Annotated in this window: 16 protein-coding genes; 9 read left to right on the forward strand and 7 right to left on the reverse strand. The window is 63.7% G+C overall.

Features of this window, described 5'->3' with window-relative positions:
* The 4 genes from AUL28_RS22045 to AUL28_RS08595 all read left to right on the forward strand — a co-directional run.
* Positions 1-1168: AAA family ATPase (locus AUL28_RS22045; RefSeq protein WP_210168746.1), on the forward strand; the 1168-nt coding region annotated here is incomplete at its 5' end.
* Between the two features lie 112 nt (positions 1169-1280).
* Positions 1281-2108 carry a DUF4435 domain-containing protein gene (locus tag AUL28_RS08585; protein WP_062231672.1) on the forward strand — a complete coding sequence of 276 codons (828 nt, stop codon included), beginning with the start codon at positions 1281-1283 and terminating at the stop codon, positions 2106-2108.
* A 558-nt stretch (positions 2109-2666) separates the two neighbouring features.
* A complete protein-coding gene (locus tag AUL28_RS08590) occupies positions 2667-3500 on the forward strand; it encodes a VOC family protein (protein WP_062231674.1) in 834 nt (277 codons plus the stop codon).
* Between the two features lie 12 nt (positions 3501-3512).
* Positions 3513-4481: a glutathione S-transferase family protein gene (locus AUL28_RS08595; protein WP_062231676.1), complete on the forward strand. Its 969-nt coding sequence runs from the start codon at positions 3513-3515 to the stop codon at positions 4479-4481.
* A 262-nt stretch (positions 4482-4743) separates the two neighbouring features.
* On the opposite strand, the gene AUL28_RS08600 is transcribed toward AUL28_RS08595, so the two are convergent.
* Positions 4744-5565 (reverse strand): bifunctional allantoicase/(S)-ureidoglycine aminohydrolase, encoded by an 822-nt coding sequence (locus AUL28_RS08600; protein WP_062231677.1) that lies wholly within the window; start codon positions 5563-5565, stop codon positions 4744-4746.
* Positions 5566-5697: 132 nt separating this feature from the next.
* Between AUL28_RS08600 and AUL28_RS08605 the strand changes: the two genes are divergently transcribed.
* Both AUL28_RS08605 and AUL28_RS08610 read left to right on the forward strand, forming a co-directional pair.
* Positions 5698-8013: a Tex family protein gene (locus AUL28_RS08605; protein ID WP_062231679.1), complete on the forward strand. Its 2316-nt coding sequence runs from the start codon at positions 5698-5700 to the stop codon at positions 8011-8013.
* A gap of 10 nt (positions 8014-8023) precedes the next feature.
* Positions 8024-9100, forward strand: coding sequence for a glycosyltransferase family 2 protein (locus AUL28_RS08610; protein ID WP_062231682.1), 1077 nt, complete (start codon positions 8024-8026; stop codon positions 9098-9100).
* A 29-nt stretch (positions 9101-9129) separates the two neighbouring features.
* Here the strand turns inward: AUL28_RS08610 and pyc are convergent, their stop codons facing one another.
* Positions 9130-12591 carry a pyruvate carboxylase gene (pyc, locus tag AUL28_RS08615; RefSeq protein WP_062231684.1) on the reverse strand — a complete coding sequence of 1154 codons (3462 nt, stop codon included), beginning with the start codon at positions 12589-12591 and terminating at the stop codon, positions 9130-9132.
* Positions 12592-12727: 136 nt separating this feature from the next.
* Here pyc and AUL28_RS08620 point away from each other — a divergent pair, with 136 nt between their 5' ends.
* On the forward strand, positions 12728-13027 hold the full coding sequence (locus AUL28_RS08620; protein WP_058600209.1) for a ribbon-helix-helix domain-containing protein: 300 nt from the start codon (positions 12728-12730) through the stop codon (positions 13025-13027).
* Between the two features lie 54 nt (positions 13028-13081).
* On the opposite strand, the gene AUL28_RS08625 is transcribed toward AUL28_RS08620, so the two are convergent.
* From AUL28_RS08625 to AUL28_RS08640, 4 genes are all read right to left on the reverse strand, one after another.
* Positions 13082-13531 carry a pseudoazurin gene (locus AUL28_RS08625; protein WP_062231686.1) on the reverse strand — a complete coding sequence of 150 codons (450 nt, stop codon included), beginning with the start codon at positions 13529-13531 and terminating at the stop codon, positions 13082-13084.
* A 193-nt stretch (positions 13532-13724) separates the two neighbouring features.
* The gene (locus AUL28_RS08630; protein WP_062231687.1) at positions 13725-15293 is read right to left on the reverse strand and encodes a GMC family oxidoreductase; all 1569 of its coding nucleotides are present in this window, start codon (positions 15291-15293) and stop codon (positions 13725-13727) included.
* A gap of 103 nt (positions 15294-15396) precedes the next feature.
* On the reverse strand, positions 15397-15939 hold the full coding sequence (locus tag AUL28_RS08635; protein WP_062231689.1) for a twin-arginine translocation signal domain-containing protein: 543 nt from the start codon (positions 15937-15939) through the stop codon (positions 15397-15399).
* A gap of 64 nt (positions 15940-16003) precedes the next feature.
* On the reverse strand, positions 16004-16399 hold the full coding sequence (locus AUL28_RS08640; RefSeq protein ID WP_062219535.1) for a VOC family protein: 396 nt from the start codon (positions 16397-16399) through the stop codon (positions 16004-16006).
* 185 nt (positions 16400-16584) lie between these two features.
* Between AUL28_RS08640 and AUL28_RS08645 the strand changes: the two genes are divergently transcribed.
* Positions 16585-17874, forward strand: coding sequence for a TIGR03862 family flavoprotein (locus AUL28_RS08645; RefSeq protein ID WP_062231691.1), 1290 nt, complete (start codon positions 16585-16587; stop codon positions 17872-17874).
* Here the strand turns inward: AUL28_RS08645 and AUL28_RS08650 are convergent.
* Positions 17855-18853 carry an asparaginase gene (locus tag AUL28_RS08650; protein ID WP_062231693.1) on the reverse strand — a complete coding sequence of 333 codons (999 nt, stop codon included), beginning with the start codon at positions 18851-18853 and terminating at the stop codon, positions 17855-17857. The genes AUL28_RS08645 and AUL28_RS08650 overlap by 20 nt on opposite strands.
* Positions 18854-18980: 127 nt before the next feature.
* Here AUL28_RS08650 and AUL28_RS08655 point away from each other — a divergent pair, with 127 nt between their 5' ends.
* Positions 18981-19733, forward strand: coding sequence for a DUF3750 domain-containing protein (locus AUL28_RS08655; protein WP_062231695.1), 753 nt, complete (start codon positions 18981-18983; stop codon positions 19731-19733).
* Positions 19734-19741: the final 8 nt, after the last annotated feature.

Raw genomic sequence — 19741 nt, forward strand, 5'->3', positions numbered from 1 at the left:
CCTAGAGAATGAATTCGTGGATGAACCCAATTTTGTATATAGAGAATTGGAGGAGAATCCGACTTTTGCGCGCTTAATGCGTCATACTGAATACAACAGGAGACAGGCTACAGAGATCTGTAAGAATCTTCGTGACTCGTATTTTCGCAACGATGAAAACATCGATACGATACGAAAGACTATTCGAGAGGCCCTGTCCGGAATCGACCTAGTTTATCTGCCAACGTACAGGCGGATCGAGCTTCCACTCGACGAGCGCGAGACAGCAAGAGGTGGGCGCAGGCGCTTTAAGCTTCCATTTGGTAACAAGGGTCTATTTACAGGCGACATCCAGTTTGGTCTAGCTGATATTCAGGATCGATTGCGTGAGCTCAATCAGCAGTTATTAGCTGACTCAAATCTAAGCTACCGAGAGATCAGCGCCAACATTATCAATGACCTATTGGACTCATCTTTCGATCAATGGCAGGAGACGCAGAAGAGCGTTCCAGACCAAAAGGAACTGGAACTTTTCTTTTCAAGACTACAGCAGGGTCGTCGACGCGCGGGACCGTACTCCGACGTAGCGATACCTAATATTGAGCGAATTTATTCAGGCGGCATTCCAGACTCAACAAACAAGTTTCTGATGTATTTCTTAAGTCGTTTGAATTCTGCGATCCAAGCTACACGTGACATCGAAGTTATGGCCGAAGATTTTGTGAAAATTTGTAACAAGTATCTTTCTAGGACTGACAGCAGCACTTCTCCGGATTTTCATCGTCATCCGTCCCCGTTTATCGAAAACGATGGGAAAGAGCTCGTCTTGAACCGCAGAAACTTAAATGTTCAAGTCGTAAGCACCGCGCTCAATCGTAAAGTGCCGCTGGACTCGCTTTCTTCTGGCGAAAAGCAAATGATTTCGATGTTTGCAAAACTTTATCTCTATAACAAAGAAAAGATTGTTCTGATTGATGAGCCTGAGCTTTCTCTTTCAATCGATTGGCAGCGAAATATCATTCTCGACATACTTAGATCATCACGATGCAAACAAGTTGTTGCTATAACTCATTCGCCATTCGTGTTTGACAATGAGTTAGAGCCGTTCGCTCGCACCATGCTGACAAAGATTCATGTGAGCGAACTGCCTACTAATGAGTCGGACGACGATCTTGAGATCCATGAATAACACGATGACTCGTATACAAGTGAAATCGCTAGATCCGAATGTGAAAGCAATGTCATCCGCGCGTGATAGCTCAGCGACACTAAAGATGCGTCTTGCTTTACTAAGATCCTCAATGCAAGAAGGAACGATATTTGTCTTCGAGGGCAAAGAAGATAAGCCTGTATATTTGCAGTGGATTAGGGCGATTTGCCCCGAACTGAAGTACGAGCCCATATTAGGCGGAACAAAACGAAAGTCGCTTTCTCTGAGACGAAGCCTTCAATATGATCTAGGGAATCTCCGAAAAGATGTATACTTTTTCGTTGACCGAGACTTTGACGAATTACAAGGTCAAGTTCCCGGATATGACATTTTTGTTACGGACCGTTACTCTATTGAGAACTATCTGGTTGAGAGGGATGTTATTGAGCAATCACTGATTGACGATTTCCACTTCCATGGCTCTCCCGCAGAGAGAAAGGAGGTCTTAGACCTGTTTGATGCTCTTTATGATAAGTTCTTGGCTGCAACGAAAGAAATAAACTTCCGTCTTTTCGTCTCCAAAATATTACCAATTCACACATCAGCTAGTCTGCCTGACCAAATATCCGAGCTTGTTGATATTCGCTTTGATGAAGTTCAGCAGAAAACTTATACCGTAGAGGAGTACTTTCCGCTGGAGCGGGAGCCGACCGAGGAGGAAGCTCAGCCTCTCAGGGAAAGTTTCGAATGTTTGGACCCGCGCCTACGATTCAGGGGGAAGTTCGCTTTCGATTTTCTAATGAAGTGGATGCGTTGCTTGCAGTATGAAAGGAGCAACCCGACTACCGATGCAATGTTAAGGCTTGATCCTGCCGGAACAATTCGAGTTAGTGATCTTACTCTTGCAGTTCTTGCTTCCCGCTCACAGCCGCCTAAAGGACTCAAAGAATTCCTGAGATCGATTGAGACGCCCTCCTGACCAAAGCGGGCGCTTCGGAACCCACATCCCATTCTGTTCGGGGCGGGTTGACATACCCCACAATCCGCCCCAAGGTGCGGACGCAAATATGTCTAAGTTACTGAAATCGCGCGTTTATGCCGGGCTGGGGGAGTGAATCCAGGTTCCCCAGCCAGTTAAAATCCCTGACTTACAAGAATTCAGGCGCCAAGGCTCTTCGTGAGGCGACGCATCTCACGTGTTTCAGACACTCGGATTAGACAATCGCCGTCGCAGACTGATCCTGTCGATCGAGCCGAACGGGAAGATCGTGTCTGTTAACAGCTCGTTACGATTCGCTTTCTGGAAATGGCGCCGAACTCTGGCGATCTCCATTCGTGCGGTCCAAATCCCCTCCCTCCTCGCGCCGACCTATGTGACCGGTGCGCCGTATGATGCGAGGCATGACTGCGAAGCGTCTTCGCGAACAAAATCGGCATTGAAACGGTGAACGGTCCGGACGCGAATGCGGTTGACATCGTGGTCGCCTTTTCCGGCTCCGGCATTTAGCGTCTGGGTCGGATCATTGGAATCGAGGCCATGTCTCTGGACGCTTCTCCTTCGACGACGCTCACGATGGGCCGCGTCACGCTGACGGTTCACGATCTCGATCGCGTCGTGGCATTCTATGAGGAAGCCGTCGGGCTGCATCTCCTTCGTCGGGATGCAGCCAGCGCCGAACTGGGGGTCGGAAATCACGTTCTTCTCGAGTTGCGGCACGACCCGGCGGCGCGGCGTCGCTCTATGCGCGAGGCGGGACTGTTTCACACGGCCTTTCTGCTGCCGAGCCGCACGGCGCTGGCGAACTGGACGCGCGAGGCGATGCGCCGGCAGAGGCCGGTCGTCGGCGCGTCGGACCATGCGGTGAGCGAAGCGATCTATCTGTCGGACCCCGAAGGCAACGGCGTCGAAATCTATGCCGATCGTCCGCGCGACCAATGGCGATGGGAGAATGGCGCGGTCGCCATGACGACGGACGCCCTTGATGTCGAGGACCTCCTCGCCGCCAGCGACGGCGCGCCCTGGACCGGTGTGCCGGAGGAAAGCTCGGTCGGGCATGTGCATCTTCAGGTCGGCGCGCTGGACGAGGCCGAAGCCTTCTATGCCGGCCGTCTGGGCCTCGATGTGACCTGCCGTTATCCCGGCGCGATCTTCTTTGCGGCCGATGGCTATCACCATCACCTCGCGACCAATATCTGGAACAGCCGAAAGGCGGGTCCCCGCGCCTTCCCGTCGACTGGGCTTTCGGAACTCGAAGTCCATGTGGCTCCGGCACGCGCGGAGGGAATCGGAGCAGGCGGTGAAAGCGATACCCAGACGCCGCTCACGCTCGCCGACCCCTGGGGCACGCGGATCGCGCTTCTCGTTCGATAAGGAGATCGGACCATGCTGGTCGATGGCAAATGGGTGGAGAACTGGCAGCCGGTTCAGGCCAAGGACGAAAAAGGTGGCTTCGTTCGTCAGGTCTCGGGCTTCCGCCACTGGATCACCCCGGACGGCTCGGCCGGGCCGACGGGTGAGGCCGGCTTCAAGGCCGAGGCCGGACGCTATCATCTCTATGTCGCGCTGATCTGTCCCTGGGCCTCGCGAACGCTGATCGCGCGCAAGCTCAAGGGGCTGGAGTCATCCGTCAGCGTGTCCATCGTCGAGCCGGCTTTGACCGATCAGGGCTGGCGCTTCGGCGACGGAAGCCTGGGCGATCCCGATCCGCTCCACGGCGCGCGCTATCTGCACGAACTCTACACCCGCGCCGACCCGCATTACACCGGCCGCGCGACGGTTCCCCTCCTCTGGGATCGCCAGACGGATACGGTAGTCAGCAACGAGTCCGCCGATATCCTTCGCATGTTCAATTCGGGCTTCGGCGATCTGGCAAAGAATCGTGTCGATCTCTACCCCACGGACCTGCGCGCCGAAATCGACGCCCTGAACGAACGGATCTATCCGCGCCTGAACAATGGCGTCTACCGCGCCGGCTTTGCGACGACGCAACTGGCCTATGAGGAAGCCTTCGCGGATGTCTTCGCGGAGTTGGGCGAACTGGAGGACCGGATATCGAAGGGCGGGCCGTTCCTGTTCGGCGACCGATTGACGGAAAGCGATATCCGACTGTTCGTCACTCTGGTTCGCTTCGACGCGGCCTATTACGGGCTCTTCAAATGCAATCAGCGCCGCCTGGCCGACCACCCCGCGCTTCAAGCCTATATGCTGCGCATTCTTTCGCTGCCGGGCGTTCGTGAGACCGTCAGCATCGATCATATCAAGCGCGGCTATTATTCGATCCGGGCTCTCAACCCGACCGGCATCGTGCCGCTCGGGCCGGACCTGCCCTGGGCCGCGCAAACAAGCGCCTGAGCACGGCGGACACGAAGCCAGCCGCGACCATCAGGCGGCTGGCCGTCCTCTTGTCCGCCTTCGATGCGTTTGCGGCCGAAGGCAACGAAGGGGGCAGGCCCCCTCGTTGCTCCCTTCCCCGATCATCAACGCCCCGGCCCGCATGGCCGGACCCAAAGCGGGCCCTGACGCACGAAAGCATCTCGAAGCGGCAGAGAGACAACCGACGACGCCGGGCATGATCCGCGCGAGAAAGCGGATCATCCTGTGCCTGCGCCGCGACCTACCAGAGCGCCGCGTGGCGGTTCACGTCCTTGTAGAGGAGATAGCGGAACGGGCCGGGGCCACCGGCGTAGCAGGCCTGCGGACAGAAGGCCCGCAGCCACATGAAGTCCCCGGCCTCGACCTCCACCCAATCCGAGTTCAGACGATAGACGGCCTTGCCCTCCAGGACATAGAGCCCGTGCTCCATGACGTGGGTTTCCATGAAGGGAATGATGCCGCCGGGCTGGAAGGTGACGATGGTGACATGCATGTCGTGGCGCAGATCGTTCGGATCGACGAAGCGCGTTGTCGCCCATGCGCCGTTCGTGTCGGGCATCGGCGTCGGCGCGATGTCCTTCTCGTTGGTGAAGATCGGATCGGGCTTGGCGATCCCCTCGGCGGCCTCGTAGCGCTTGCGGACCCAATGGAACGTCGCTGCCGCTTCGCCCTCGTTGCGCAGGGTCCAATTGGACGCAGCCGGCAGATAGGCAAAGCCGCCCGGCGAAAGGCGATGCGTCTCGCCGTTCAGCGTCACGCTGATCTCGCCGGAGACGACGAAGAGCGCGCCCTGCGCTTCCTCGTCCGGCTCGGGCTTGGCGCTGCCGCCGCCCGGCTGCACTTCCATGATGTATTGCGAGAAGGTCTCGGAAAAGCCGGTCATCGGCCGCGCGATGATCCAGAGCCGCGTCTTTTCCCAATGCGGCAGGAAGCTCGTCACGATGTCGCTGTAAACGCCGCGCGGGATGATCGCATAGGCGTTCGTGAAGACCGCCTTGCCGGACAGGAGCTGGTCCTGCCCCGGCAGGCCGCCGGGCGGCGAGAAGTAGGAGCGTTGTGTCATGGCCGACGCCTTCCTCTGAATGGTGAATCAGGCTTCGCATCGCATGAGGAAGGCTCCAGCGGCAACGCCTCTTTCTTGCCGTCTGGCCGCGCTTGAGAGTAAGCCTCGGCTGACTGAGGAGACGACACGCCCATGACCGCCCCGCGCCCATCCATCGACAGCCTCATCGCCGCAGAGATCGGCGCGCGGGAGGCGCAGGTCGCGGCCGCCGTCGCGCTGCTCGACGGCGGCGCGACGGTTCCCTTCGTCGCGCGCTACCGCAAGGAGGCAACGGGCGGGCTGGACGACGCGCAGCTTCGCACGCTGGAAGTGCGGCTCACCTATCTGCGCGAGCTGGAATCGCGGCGCGAGACGGTGCTGCGCTCCATCCGCGAACAGGGCAAGCTGACGGATGCGCTCTCGCGCCAGATCGAGGGCGCGACCACCCGCGCCACACTGGAAGACCTCTACCTCCCCTTCCGTCCCAAGCGCCGCACCCGAGCAGACGCGGCGCGCGAAAAGGGCCTCGGACCGCTGGCCGAAACGCTCCTGACCGATCGCTCCGCCGACCCGGAGGCACTGGCCAAGCGCTTCCTCGGAGATCAGGTGGCCGACACCAAGACGGCGCTGGAGGGCGCGCGCGACATCGTGGCCGAGACCATGGCCGAGACGCCGGCGCTGGTCGGCGCGATCCGCACCCATCTCGTCGCCAAGGCGCGCATTCGCGCCAAGGTGCAGAAGGGCAAGGAAGAGGCCGGCGCCAAGTTCTCCGACTATTTCGATCATGAAGAGAAATGGGCGACGGCTCCGAGCCACCGCGTTCTGGCGCTCCTGCGCGCCGAGAAGGAAGGCGTCATCTCGCTCGACATCGAAGTGGATGCCGACGACCCCTCGCCGGTGAAGCCGGTGGAAGCGATGATCGCGCGGCAGTTCGGCGTGAAGACGCAAGGCGGCACGCCGGCCGAGCGCTGGCTGATGGACGTGGCGCGCTGGGCCTGGCGGCAGAAGATCCACGGCTCGCTCTCCAACGAGATGATGGCGACCATGAAGGAAGGCGCGGATGCCGAGGCGATCCGCGTCTTCTCGCGCAATCTGAAGGACATTCTGCTCGCCGCCCCCGCCGGGCCGAAGGCGACGATGGGTCTTGATCCGGGCATCCGCACCGGCGTCAAGGTCGCCGTCGTGGACGGAACCGGGCGGCTGGTGGACACGGCGACGGTCTATCCCTTCCAGCCGCGCAACGACGTGGCGGGCGCCATGATGGTGCTGGCGGGCCTGATCGAAAAGCACAAGGTCGAACTCGTCGCCATCGGCAATGGCACAGCCAGCCGCGAAACGGAAAAGCTCGCGGCCGATGTCATCGCCAAGCTGCCGGGGGCGAGGCCCACCAAGGTCGTCGTGTCGGAGGCCGGCGCGTCGGTCTATTCGGCCTCCGAGATCGCCTCGCGCGAATTGCCGGGCGTCGATGTCTCCTTGCGCGGCGCGGCGTCCATCGCGCGCCGCCTGCAGGACCCGCTCGCCGAGATCGTGAAGGTGGACCCGAAGGCCATCGGCGTCGGCCAGTATCAGCACGATGTCGATCAGCCCTCCCTCTCCCGCGCACTGGAAACCGTGGTGGAAGATGCGGTGAACGCGGTCGGCGTGGATGTGAACACCGCCTCCGCCGCGCTTCTCTCCCATGTTTCTGGCATCGGCCCGTCGCTGGCGGACGCGATCGTCGCGCACCGGGACAAGGAAGGCCCGTTCAAGACGCGCCGCGCGCTTCTCAAAGTGCCGCGCCTGGGGCCGAAAGCCTTCGAGCAATGTGCGGGCTTCCTGCGCATTCAGGGCGGCACGGAGCCGCTGGACGCCTCGGCGGTGCATCCAGAAGCCTATCCCGTGGCGCGCAAGATCGTCGAGGCCTGCGGACGCGATCTGCGCTCGCTGATGGGCGACGGCGCGGCGCTGAAAAAGCTCGACCCGCAGCGTTTCGTCGGCGACGGGTTCGGCCTGCCGACGGTGAAGGACATTCTGGCGGAACTGGAGAAGCCCGGCCGCGACCCGCGCCCGGCCTTCCGCACGGCGAGCTTTGCGGAAGGGGTCAACGAGATCAAGGACCTGCGCCCCGGCATGATGCTGGAAGGCACGGTGACGAATGTCGCCGCCTTCGGGGCCTTTGTGGATATCGGCGTCCATCAGGACGGTCTCGTGCACGTCTCGCAGATCTCGGACCGGTTCGTGAAGGACCCGGCCGAGGTGGTGAAGGCCGGTCAGGTCGTCCGTGTGCGCGTGGTCGAGGTGGACGAGAAGCGCAAGCGCATCTCGCTGTCGATGAAGACACAGGCCGAGCCGGATGCCGCCCCTCGCAAGCGCGACGAGGCTGGCGCTTCCAAAGGCCAAGCCCGGCCGGATCGGCGCGAGGCGAAGCCCGCCGCGCCTCAGGTCGGCGGCTTCGGCGCGGCTTTGGCCGACGCCTTCAAGCGCCGATAGGACGCTGGCCTTGCGCGCATCACCGAGCCCGCCCGGCGCGAACGGGCGGGGCGCCCTGCCTTATCCCAATCCGAACCCCGCGCTCTGGCCGCGCTACGGCGCGCTCGGCTGGCTCGCGCGGCTTCAACTCGTCTGGCGCGAGCGGCGCTACCGCCAGCGCGGCAAGGCCACGGGCGATTGCCGCCTGACGCAAGTCAAGCCGATGGCCGCAGCGCCGGAGCCGCGCGACATCGTGCTGATCACGGTGGTGCGCAATGCGATGGCGACGCTGCCCTCGTTTCTCGACCATTACCGGCGGCTGGGCGTGCAACATTTCGCCGTCGTGGACGACGCCTCCACGGACGGAAGCCGCGCCTTTCTCGAAGCGCAGCCGGACCTCGCGCTCTTCACCTCCGCCGGCAATTTCCTGACCTCGGGCGGCGGCCTCGTCTGGCGCGATAGGATGCTGGACCGGATCGGCCGGGGCCGCTGGGTCCTCTCGATCGACAGCGACGAATATCTGATCTTCCCCGGCTGCGAGACGCGCCCGCTGCAGAGCTTCGTGACCGATCTCGAACGCGTCGGGCTGAAGCGCGCCATGGCGCCGATGATCGATCTTTACCCGGAAGGGCCGATCGGCAGCGTCGAACCATCAGCCGATGCGCTGAGCCCGCCGACCGCGCTCTGCCCTCTGTTCGACGGATCGCATTACGAGGTGGCGGACGAAAAGTTCTGCACGTCCATTCGAGGCGGTCCGCGCAATCGTGTCTTCGGGACACAGATGCGGATGACGAAGTTCCCGCTTCTCTATTCCGACGCGGCGCTGCATTTCGCGACCAACACTGCTCATGGCCCGCTGCCGCTCGCGCGCAATTTTGCCCCGCCCGACGCGGTGCTGCTGCATCAGAAATTCGCGCCCGGCGCGGTGGAAATCTTCCGCACGCTGGCGGGCGAGGAAGCGCATTTCAACGGCGCGGAATTCTACAAGGCGATCGTGAAGAGCGACGAGTTCGGCCCGCACACGGACTTCCGCTACGAGGGTTCGCTGCGCTTCCAGTCCTCGGAAGATCTCGTTCGTCGCGGCTTCATGCGCGACCTCAGAAACTAGAAGGGCGGCCCGAAGGCCGCCCCTGTTCGTCAGGCCACGAAGACCACTAGCAAGTCCTTGGCGTCGATCTGATCGCCAGACCGCACGTGCACGGCCGCGATCGTCCCGTCCCGCTCGGCATGAAGCGCGGTTTCCATCTTCATCGCCTCGATGGAGAGAAGAATGTCGCCGGCCTTCACCGCCTGACCCGGCTGCACGGCGAGCGTCGAGACGACGCCAGGCATGGGGGCCGCGACATGGGCCGGGTTGCCGGCTTCCGCCTTCGGGCGAGACGCGCCTGCGCCGCCCGCCTTGGAACGGTCCGGCACCTTCACCCGGCGCGGCTGGCCGTTCAGCTCGAAGAAGACCGTGCGACGGCCCTTCTCGTCCGTATCGGCCGTGCCGAGGCAGCGCACCACCAGCGTCTTGCCGGGTTCGAGATCGACCAGAATCTCTTCTTCCGTGCCGATGCCATAGAAATAATTGGCGGTCGGCAGGGTCGAGACCGGGCCATAGGTTTCGGCGGCCAGCGCGAAATCCGTGAAGACCTTGGGATACATGAGGTAGGAGGCAAACTCCTGATCGGAAATCTTCCGGCCGAGCTTCTCCTCGATCTTGGCGCGCTCGGCGGCAAGATCGGCGTCGGGGATCAGCGAGCCGGGACGAACCGCGATCGGCGCCTCGCCCTTCAACGCCTTCCTCTGCAAGCCTTCCGGCCAGCCACCGGGAGGCTGGCCGAGATCGCCGCGCAGCATGGCGACCACCGAGTCCGGGAAGGCGATGTCGCGGGTCGGGCTTTCCACGTCCGCGACCGTCAGATCCTGCGCCACCATCATCAGCGCCATGTCGCCCACGACCTTGGAGGACGGCGTGACCTTCACGATGTCACCGAACATGGCGTTGGCGTCGGCATAAGCCTGCGCCACCTCGTGCCAGCGGGTCTCCAACCCGAGCGAGCGCGCCTGCTCCTTCAGGTTGGTGAACTGGCCGCCCGGCATTTCGTGGAGATAGACTTCCGAGGCCGGCCCCTTCAGGTCGCTCTCGAAGGCCGCATACTGGTTGCGCACCGCTTCCCAATAGAAGCTGATGCGGCGGATGGCTTCCTGGTCGAGCCCCGGATCGCGCTCCGAACCACGGAGCGCCTCGTTCAGCGACCCGAGGCAGGCCTGCGAGGTGTTGCCCGACAGCGCGTCCATCGCCGCGTCCACCGCATCGACGCCCGCGTCCACCGCGGCAAGGATCGTGGCCGCCGCGATGCCCGACGTATCATGCGTGTGGAAATGGATGGGCAGGCCCACCTCGTCCTTCAGCGCCTTGACCAGCACCCGCGCGGCGGCGGGCTTGAGCAAGCCCGCCATGTCCTTCAGGCCCAGGATATGCGCGCCCGCGCGCTCCATCTCCTTGGCGAGATGGACATAGTATTTCAGATCGTACTTGGAGCGGGCGGGGTCGAAGAGATCGCCCGTGTAGCAGATCGCGCCCTCGCAGAGCTTGCTCGATTCCAGCACCGCGTCCATCGAGACGCGCATGTTCTCGACCCAGTTCAGGCAGTCGAACACGCGGAACAGATCGACGCCGCCGCTCGCGGCCTCGCGTACGAACTGCTTCACCACATTGTCGGGATAGTTGGTGTAGCCGACGCCGTTGGAGCCGCGCAGCAGCATCTGCAGGAGGATGTTGGGGGCCTTCTCGCGGATCAGCGACAGGCGCTCCCATGGATCTTCGGTGAGGAAGCGCATGGCGACGTCGAAGGTCGCTCCGCCCCAGCATTCAAGCGAGAGAAGCTGCGGCAGCGCGCGGGCGTAGGCGTCCGCGATGCCCACGATGTCATGCGTGCGAACGCGGGTCGCGAGCAGCGACTGATGCCCGTCGCGCATCGTCGTGTCGGTGACGAGAACCTGGGGCTGCGCGCGCATCCATTCGGAGAAGCCCTTGGCCCCCAGCGCTTCCAGCTTCTGGCGCGTGCCGGGCTGGATTTCGCCCCGGAACTGCGGCGCGACCGGGAGGCGCGCATCGGCGGGCGGGCGCGGCCGGTTCTTGGTCTCGGGATGGCCGTTGACGGTGACGTCGGCCAGATAGGTCAGAAGCTTGGTCGCGCGGTCGCGCCGCTTCACCTGCGCGAAGAGCTCCGGCGTCGTGTCGATGAAGCGCGTCGTGTAGGAATTGTCGGCAAAGGCCGGGTGCGTGATGATCGCTTCGAGAAAGGTGAGGTTCGTCGCCACGCCCCGGATGCGGAATTCGCGCAGCGCGCGGTGCATGCGCGCGATCGCTTCTTGCGGGCTGGGGGCCCAGGCCGTCACCTTTTCCAGAAGCGGGTCGTAGAAGCGCGTGATGATCGCGCCCGAATAAGCCGTGCCGCCGTCCAGACGGATGCCGAAGCCCGTCGCGCCGCGATAGGCGGTGATGCGGCCATAGTCGGGAATGAAATTGTGCTCGGGGTCTTCGGTCGTGATGCGGCACTGCAGCGCGTGACCGTTGAGCTTGATGTCGGCTTGCGCCGGCACGCCCGATTCCGGCGTGCCGATGGCCGCGCCATCGAGAATGTGAATCTGCGCCTTCACGATGTCGATGCCGGTGACGACCTCCGTCACCGTATGCTCGACCTGGATGCGCGGGTTGACCTCGATAAAGTAGAACTCGCCCGAATCGGCATCCATCAGGAATTCGACCGTGCCCGCGCCGACATAGTTCGTCGCCGCGCAGATCGTGCGCGCATAGGCGGCGAGTTCGCGGCGGCGCTCGTCGTTCAGGTAAGGCGCGGGCGCGCGCTCCACGACCTTCTGATTGCGGCGCTGGATGGAGCAGTCGCGCTCGAAGAGATCCACCACGTTGCCATGCGTGTCCCCGAGGATCTGCACCTCGACGTGCCGGGCGCGCTCGACCAGCTTTTCGAGATAGACCTCGTCCTTGCCGAAGGCGGCCTTGGCCTCGCGCTTGGCTTCCAGCACCTCGCGCGCCAGGTCTTCGGCCTTGCGGATGGCGCGCATGCCGCGCCCGCCGCCGCCCCAAGAGGCCTTGAGCATCACCGGATAGCCGATCTCCTCGGCAAGACGCGCGACTTGCCCCATATCGTCGGGCAGCGGATCGGTGGCGGGCACCACGGGCACGCCGACCTCGATCGCCAGATTGCGCGCGGCGACCTTGTTGCCGAGGCGGCGCATCGTTTCCGGCGATGGACCGATGAAGGTGATGCCGTTCTCGCGGCAGGCGTCGGCGAATTCGGGGCTCTCGGACAGGAGGCCATAGCCGGGATGGATCGCGTCCGCGCCCGACTGCTTGGCGACGCGGATGACCTCTTCGATCGACAGATAGCTTTCGATGGGGCCGAGATCGCGAGTGAGATGCGGGCCGCGACCGACCTGATAGCTCTCGTCGGCCTTGAAGCGATGCAGGGCGTATTTGTCTTCTTCCGCCCAGATCGCGACGGTCTTGAGACCCAGCTCGTTCGCTGCCCGGAAGACGCGGATCGCGATTTCCGAACGGTTCGCCACGAGAATCTTCGCTATCGCCAACTGCCCATTCCCCCAAATCGACGTTTCGATAGCGAACTAACGCCAAGTTCCGCTGCGTTGCAATGCAGCAGCGAAGAGCGATTGTATCGAAGCGCAAATTCTCCATACTGGAACCATTCCAGGGAGGAGGCTTGCCATGTGTCATCTGTTTTCCGGGATTCCCCTCTCGCAATACGAGAGCGAGACGCGTTCGGTGCGCCTTGGTGGCCACGCCACGTCGATCCGCCTGGAAGCGGTCTATTGGCAGGCGCTGGAAGAGCTGGCGCGCTCGCAGGGCATGACGCTGCCACGCTTCCTGACCGTGCTCTATGACGAAGTGCTGGAGCTGCATGGGGAGGCGCGCAACTTCACCTCGCTCTTGCGCTGCGTCTGTCTTCAGGACGCCGAGCGGCGCAACGCGGCCGCGCCCAAGCCCATGGTGCGCGTCGCGGCCTGACGTCGCCTTTTCAATCGGCCTCCGGCCTTGCGGCCGGAGGCTTTGGCAGAGGCGCTATTTCGCCTTGGCGGCTTCGTCCAGAAGCGCGGTGAAACTCGGCTGGGCCTTGCCGGGGTGCTTGACCGCGCGCGCGGCCTCCAGATTGTCCGGCTTGCCCGCCACCACCAGCGCGACCATGCCCATGCCGTAATGCGGCGTGCATTTGATGCCGTAGACACCCTCCTTCTCGATCTTCAGCGTGTAGGGATGGTTGAAGCCGCTCTTGAAGGGCTCCACCCCGTCCGGCCACATGCCCTTGATCGACTCGGCATTGTGCCCCGGCTGCGTCGGCACGAAGGTGACCGTGTCGCCTGGTGCGGCGACGATATAATCCGGCTCGAACACCATCGCGCCCTTAGTGCCGAGATTGAGCATCTTCACCTCGTGGTCGGCCGCCTGTGCGGCTGGGGCGAAGGCACAGACGAGGGCGAGAAGGCCAAAGGCGCGGGCAGTTCCGTTCGGCATGTCGATGATCCGTCGTTGCGAGTTTCAAGCATTGGAGCGCGCCGGCGCCAAGGAAGGATGATGGCGCCGGCGCGGCGGTGTCCAGTCCAAGGGGAGAGCGGGCCGGACACCGCGATCAACGGGCCGGTCGGCCATAGCCCGCCTCTTCCGCGTAGGGCGAGGCGAGCCAGGGCGCGGAGCCCGCGCAGTCCGGTCAGAGTTCGCCGCGCGCCATGCGCCCGGCGATATGGTCGGCCTGACGCAGCGCCAAGGCGACGATGGTCAGCGTCGGGTTTTCCGCCGCGCCCGTGGTGAACTGCGAGCCATCGGAGACGAAGAGATTGGGAATGTCGTGCGTCTGGCCGAAGCGGTTGACGACGCCGTCGCTCGCCTTCTCGCTCATGCGGTTGGTGCCGAGATTATGGGTCGAGGGATAGGGCGGCGTGTGGATGGTGCGCACCGCGCCCACCGCCTCGTAGATCGCGGAACCCTGCTTGTAGGCGTGGTTGCGCATCGCCGTGTCGTTCTCGTGATCGTCGAAATGGACCGAGGCGACGGGCATTCCGAAGGCGTCCTTCTCGTCCGCCAGCGTGATGCGGTTCTCCTCGCGCGGCATATCCTCGCCCACGATCCAGAGCCCGGCCATGTTCTGGTACAGGTCCATGGCGCTGGAGAAATCCCGGCCCCATTTCTGAGGGTCGAGGAAGGCGGCCATGAAGGGCAGACCAAGCGACAGCGTCTCGAACTCGTAGCCGCCGGCGAAGCCACGGCTCGTGTCGTGTCGCGCCTCGTCGCGCACGATGCCGGCCATGGTCGTGCCGCGATACATGTGCACCGGCTTGTCGAAGATGCCGTAGACCGAGCCCGTGGTGTGACGCATGTAGTTGCGCCCGACCTGCCCCGAGGAATTGGCGAGCCCGTCCTTGAAGTGGTTCGAATGCGAGTTGAGAAGCAGGCGCGGGCTTTCGATCGAATTGCCGGCGACCGCCACTGCCCTCGCTTTCTGCCGCTGCTCGACGCCATTGGCATCGGCATAGACGACGCCCGTCACCTTGCCTTGTGCATCATGTTCGATGCGCAGGACCTGGCATTCCGGCCGAACCTCCAGCTTGCCGGTCGCCTCGCCTTTCGGGATTTCGGCCACGAGCGTCGACCATTTGGCGCCGGACTTGCAGCCCTGGAAGCAGAAGCCGAGCTGCATGCAGGAGCCGCGATCGTCGCGCGGCTCGGAATTGATGGCCATGCGGCCGGTATGGACTTCCTTGTAGCCGATCTTCTTGGCGCCGGCTTCCAGCACCTTGAAGTTGTTGTTGCCCGGCAGGCCTGGAATGCCGTTGGTGCGCGTGACGCCCATCCGGTCCTCGGCCTGTGCGTACCAGGGCTCCAGTTCCTTCAGGTCGATGGGCCAGTCCAGGAGATTGGCCCCGGCAATCTCGCCATAATGGGTGCGCGTCTTGAACTCGTGCTCCTGAAAGCGCAGCGAGGCGCCCGCCCAGTGGACGGTCGAGCCGCCGACGGATTTCACAATCCAAGCCGGCAGGTTCGGGAAGGTGCGGGAAATGTCCCAGCTTCCCGAGGTCATGCGTTTGTCCGTCCAGGCAAGCTGGCTGAACGAATCCCATTCGTCGTTGATGAAGTCCCAGGTCTCGTGCCGCTTGCCGGCTTCGAGGATGACGGTGTCGATGCCTTTCAAGGCCAGCTGGGTGCCGAGCGTTCCGCCGCCCGCGCCCGAGCCGACGATGACGAACACGCTGCCGTCATTGAGGTCGTAGGGTGCTGCCATGATTGTTCCTCCCCGCCGCGCGCAGGCCGGGCTTCGTCTTGCCGCGAAGCCTCTTGCGGCCCGCCGGGCGTCTTCATTCGATTGAAGCCCGCAAAACCGGCGATCAGGTCAGCCAGTTGATGTCGTTGAAGCCGCGCTCGAGATAGCCGCCCTTGTCGAAGGAAGAGCCCTCGTAGCCGAAGACAGGCCAGAGGTCCTTCTGGTTATAGAGCCCGACCACCAGATTGCCGCGCACCTTCTGGAAGAAGGGCGTGGGCTCGATCGCCTTCAGCAGCGCCACGCGGTCGGCCTCGCCCGCGATCTTGGCATAGGGCACGCCATGCGCCGTCGCGGCCGCCTTGTTGAGCGCGGCCATGCCATCTTCCAGAAGGGTCAGCTGGTCGGGCGAGCCGCGCGCCGCCTCATCCAGAATTTCGACGGCCGTGGCGTAGTGCTTGTCGGCGATCTTGTCATGCGGGTAGCAGTCCCGCGACATCTGGACGAGCGAGGCGAAGGTTTCGGGCTTGGTGGCCTTGGGCATCTGCGCCCAGGCCTTGCCGGTGACGAGGCCGTTCGGCAGGACGGCGATGGCGAGGAGCGTGGTGCCCGCCCCTTTCAAAAAGACGCGGCGGGACAGGCCCGGCGCAGCGAGAGACCGCGTGGTCATTCATTCCTCCCAGATGAAATGGCGGCCGCCCCTCAAGGCCTCCCAGCCGGGGCGGCGGTAGAAATTAGGCGAAGCGCCAGCTCCGCTCGAGAACCTCGATCTTGTAGCCGTCGGGATCTTCGATGAAGAAGAAGCGCGCGGCGTTGCCATCCGGCGTCTTCAGCTCCTTGATGTCCTTGGGCGAGAGGCCGGCAGCCTTCAGCCTCTCGTGCTCGGCTTCGAGACCGGAGACCGAGACGGCCAGATGGCCATAGCCATTGCCGAGATCGTAGGGCCCGGACTGCCCCTTGTTGACGGTCAGCTCCAGTTCGAAATCCGTCTCGGCATTCTTCATGTAGATCAGGGTAAAGCTGTCGAAATCGATCCGATCGGCGATCTCCAGCCCGAAGGCGGTGCGATAGAACTCGACCGAGCGCGCTTCGTCGAGCACGCGGATCATGGAATGGATGAGCTTGGCCACGCGAAACGAACCCTGACTGAGGCCCTTCCCTTGGATCGGAAGGGATCATTGAACAATCAACAGATTAAGGACGGTTTTTGGGTGAAGGGTAGTAGCCCGATACGACAATGCCGGTCCCCTTTGACGCATCGCGGCAAAGATCACCCTCTTGTCCTGCGGCCGGGATCGGTTCACAGGCTGCTCGCATGACGAAAGCGGAAGCGGGCGATCCACTCGCCACCATCGAAGTCGCCATCGTGGGCGGGGGGCCGGCAGGGCTGGCGGCAGCCGAGATGCTGGCCGCGCGCGGGCGGACCGTCGGCGTGTTCGACGCCATGCCGAGCTTCGGGCGCAAGTTCCTGCTCGCCGGCAAGTCCGGCCTCAATCTCACGCATGCCGAACCCTATGAGCGTTTCGCCGCGCGCTTCGGCGAGGCGAATGCGCATCTTGCGTCGGCTCTCGAAGGGTTCACCCCGGAGGCCGTTCGAGCCTGGGCCGAGGCGCTCGGCGCACCGACCTTCGTCGGCTCGTCGGGCCGCGTCTTCCCCGTCGCGATGAAGGCCTCGCCGCTGTTGCGCGCCTGGTTGAAGCGGTTGAGGGAGGCCGGCGTGCGCTTCTTCCCGCGCCATCGCTGGCTGGGGTTCGAGGGCGCGGCGCTTCGTTTTGCCACGCCCGAAGGTGAGCATCTGGTCCCTGCGAGCGCGACGCTGCTGGCAATGGGCGGAGCCAGTTGGCCGAAGCTCGGTTCGGACGGCACATGGATGCCGATTCTCCAAAACCTCGGCATTGCGACCGCCCCGCTTCGCCCGGCCAATTGTGGCTTCGACGTCGATTGGAGCGCGCCGTTGCGCGAGCGTTTCGCCGGCGCGCCGGTGAAAGCGGTCACCGCGCGCTCCAGCGCAGGACAGTCTCAGGGCGAGTTCGTGCTGACCAGGAGCGGCGTCGAAGGCAGTCTCGTCTATGCCCACGCGGCGGCGCTGCGTGACGCGATCGAGCGGGACGGCAGTGCCTGCCTCGAACTCGACCTCGCGCCCGGCCGCACCCTGTCCGATCTCGCGGCGTCTCTCGCCCGCCAGCCGGCCAAGGCGAGTTTTTCGACGCGGATGCGCAAGGGCGCGGGGCTGGATGCTGTGAAGACCGCGCTCCTACGCGACGGCACGTCCGAAGCGGAACGCGCCGATCCCGCTCGTCTCGCGGCCTCCATCAAGGCTTTGCCCCTACGGCTCCTGCGCCCTCGCCCAATCGCGGAGGCGATCTCATCGGCCGGCGGGATCAAGCTCGGCGAGTTGGACTCGCGCTTCATGCTGACCCAGCGCCCGGGCCTCTTCGCGGTCGGCGAAATGCTGGATTGGGAAGCGCCGACCGGCGGCTATCTCCTGACCGCCTGCCTGGCCACCGGCCGCGCCGGGGGCCTCGGCGTGGACGCATGGCTGGGAGAGACCGCCAAGAAAGGCCGGAGCCGAGCGCGAAAATCCGTCAAGGCCATTCAGCCCTGACTTCGCCCACCTCGGTTCCCTGCCAATTGCGCAGATGGGTGCGCGACAGGCTGTCGTAGCGCTCCGCGAGGTCCGCATCGTGCCCCTGCCAAAGCCGGGCCAGCGTCGCGGCGACGGCCGCCTCTGCCGCGCGCGTTGCGCCATCCTCAACCTTCAAGGCGAAGCCTAAGCCCAGCTCGGGCACCGCGCCGCAAAACACGCCTTCCGCGCCCGTCTTGGCGAAGACCCGGCCGGGCGCGGCTTCCATCAGGCGCAGGCAGGCGCGCTTCGTGCCGGACATGTGCCAGGGCTCGGCCATGCAGGCCGCCATCAGCCTTTGCCCGGCGCGCGCACGCTCCGGGGCAACGCCCTCTCCACTTGCCAGCCGCGCGAAGCCGTCAGCCAGGTTTCGCAGCGGTGCGGCATAGGTCGGGATCGAGCAACCATCAATGCCCATCGGCAGGTCGCCTTCCGCCAGTCCGGTGACATCGGCGATGGCGGCCCGCACGCGGCGCTGAACGGGATGCTCCGCGCCGACATAGCTCTTCGGGTCTTCCCCCAGATGGACGGCCGTGCAGAGAAAGCCCGCGTGTTTGCCCGAGCAATTGTTATAAAGCTGCGTCGGCTGGAGACCTCGTCTCGCCAGCGAAAGCGCGACGGGCTGATCGAAGGGCCAATGGCATCCACATTCGAGATCACCTTCGCCGAGCCCAGTTCTCTCCAGCATCGTGCCGGCGAGTTCCACATGCCCGTCCTCGCCCGAATGCGAGGCGCAGCACAGCGACAAGGCGCGCGCGTCGAGCCCGAAGCGATCCGCCGCCCCACTTTCGATCAGCGGTAGCGCCTGAAAGACCTTCACCGCCGAACGGGGAAACACCGGCGTCCCGACATCTCCGTGGGCGGCGACATCGCGGCCCGCGCCGTCCACCACGGCCAGGCTGACATGATGTCGGCTTTCCACAGAACCGCCTCGGGTGACCTCGATAATGATCGGCTTCATGTCCTGTCCTTTCCGGTCTCGGCGGGGCATGGCGGCCCTCAGCGTCGCATGGCATGTTCGTTCGCTCGCCTCGTCCCCATCTGACGAAGCGAACCTGCCTATCACGCTCTGTCAAACCGGCCGAACCATGCTGATTATCAGACCGCTTCTTCTGGCCTTCGTACTGATCTATCTCCTGCCGGCCGCGCTGGCGACCGGGCTTTGGTGGATGGGCCAACATCCCACGAGTTGGAGCAAGGCGGATTGGAGTTCCGCGTCCCTTCTGCCGCTTGCCGGCGAGGATAAGGACGCAGCGGTCTATATTCTGGCGGCGCGCACCGGCGGCCTCAAGGGCGCGCTGTCCGAACACTCGTGGATCGTCACCAAAGCCCCTGGCGCGCAGCGATACGAGCGCTACGACAAGGTCGGCTGGGGCATGCCGATCCGTCACAATGGCTACGCGGCGGACGGACGCTGGTATTCCAACGAGCCGCGCGTCGTCGCGGCACTGCATGGCCGCGCGGCGGAAGCGGCCCTGCCTGATATCGCACGCGCCATCCGATCCTACCCCTTCGCCGCGCGCGGCGGCTATCGCATCTTTCCCGGCCCGAACAGCAACAGCTTCGTGGCTCATGTCCTGCGGGAGGTTCCGGCGCTCGGCGCGGTTCTACCGCCGGCCGCCGTCGGGCGCGACTACCCGACCGATGGGCGCCTCGTCCGGCTCGACCGGGAGGCGCGGCAGTTGAGCGTCTCGCTGTTCGGTTATGCCGGCCTGTCCATCGGGATGCAGAGCGGCTTCGAAGTCAACCTGCTCGGCCTCGTCGCGGGCATCGACCCCTTCCGCTGGCAGATCAAGATCCCCGCCTTTGGCGCGTTCGGCTTCGCACCGCGCATCGCCTGACACGTCTC

The organism is Aureimonas sp. N4 (genome assembly GCF_001463925.1).
Taxonomy (GTDB): Bacteria; Pseudomonadota; Alphaproteobacteria; order Rhizobiales; family Rhizobiaceae; genus Aureimonas; species Aureimonas ureilytica_A.

Bases quoted from the DNA above. Each gene is read 5' to 3' on its own strand.
- AUL28_RS08585 (WP_062231672.1), top strand. From the start codon at position 1,281: ATGCAAGAAGGAACGATATTTGTCTTCGAGGGCAAAGAAGATAAGCCT.
- AUL28_RS08590 (WP_062231674.1), top strand. From the start codon at position 2,667: ATGTCTCTGGACGCTTCTCCTTCGACGACGCTCACGATGGGCCGCGTC.
- AUL28_RS08595 (WP_062231676.1), top strand. From the start codon at position 3,513: ATGCTGGTCGATGGCAAATGGGTGGAGAACTGGCAGCCGGTTCAGGCC.
- AUL28_RS08600 (WP_062231677.1), bottom strand. From the start codon at position 5,565: ATGACACAACGCTCCTACTTCTCGCCGCCCGGCGGCCTGCCGGGGCAG.
- AUL28_RS08605 (WP_062231679.1), top strand. From the start codon at position 5,698: ATGACCGCCCCGCGCCCATCCATCGACAGCCTCATCGCCGCAGAGATC.
- AUL28_RS08620 (WP_058600209.1), top strand. From the start codon at position 12,728: ATGTGTCATCTGTTTTCCGGGATTCCCCTCTCGCAATACGAGAGCGAG.
- AUL28_RS08625 (WP_062231686.1), bottom strand. From the start codon at position 13,531: ATGCCGAACGGAACTGCCCGCGCCTTTGGCCTTCTCGCCCTCGTCTGT.
- AUL28_RS08630 (WP_062231687.1), bottom strand. From the start codon at position 15,293: ATGGCAGCACCCTACGACCTCAATGACGGCAGCGTGTTCGTCATCGTC.
- AUL28_RS08635 (WP_062231689.1), bottom strand. From the start codon at position 15,939: ATGACCACGCGGTCTCTCGCTGCGCCGGGCCTGTCCCGCCGCGTCTTT.
- AUL28_RS08645 (WP_062231691.1), top strand. From the start codon at position 16,585: ATGACGAAAGCGGAAGCGGGCGATCCACTCGCCACCATCGAAGTCGCC.
- AUL28_RS08650 (WP_062231693.1), bottom strand. From the start codon at position 18,853: ATGAAGCCGATCATTATCGAGGTCACCCGAGGCGGTTCTGTGGAAAGC.
- AUL28_RS08655 (WP_062231695.1), top strand. From the start codon at position 18,981: ATGCTGATTATCAGACCGCTTCTTCTGGCCTTCGTACTGATCTATCTC.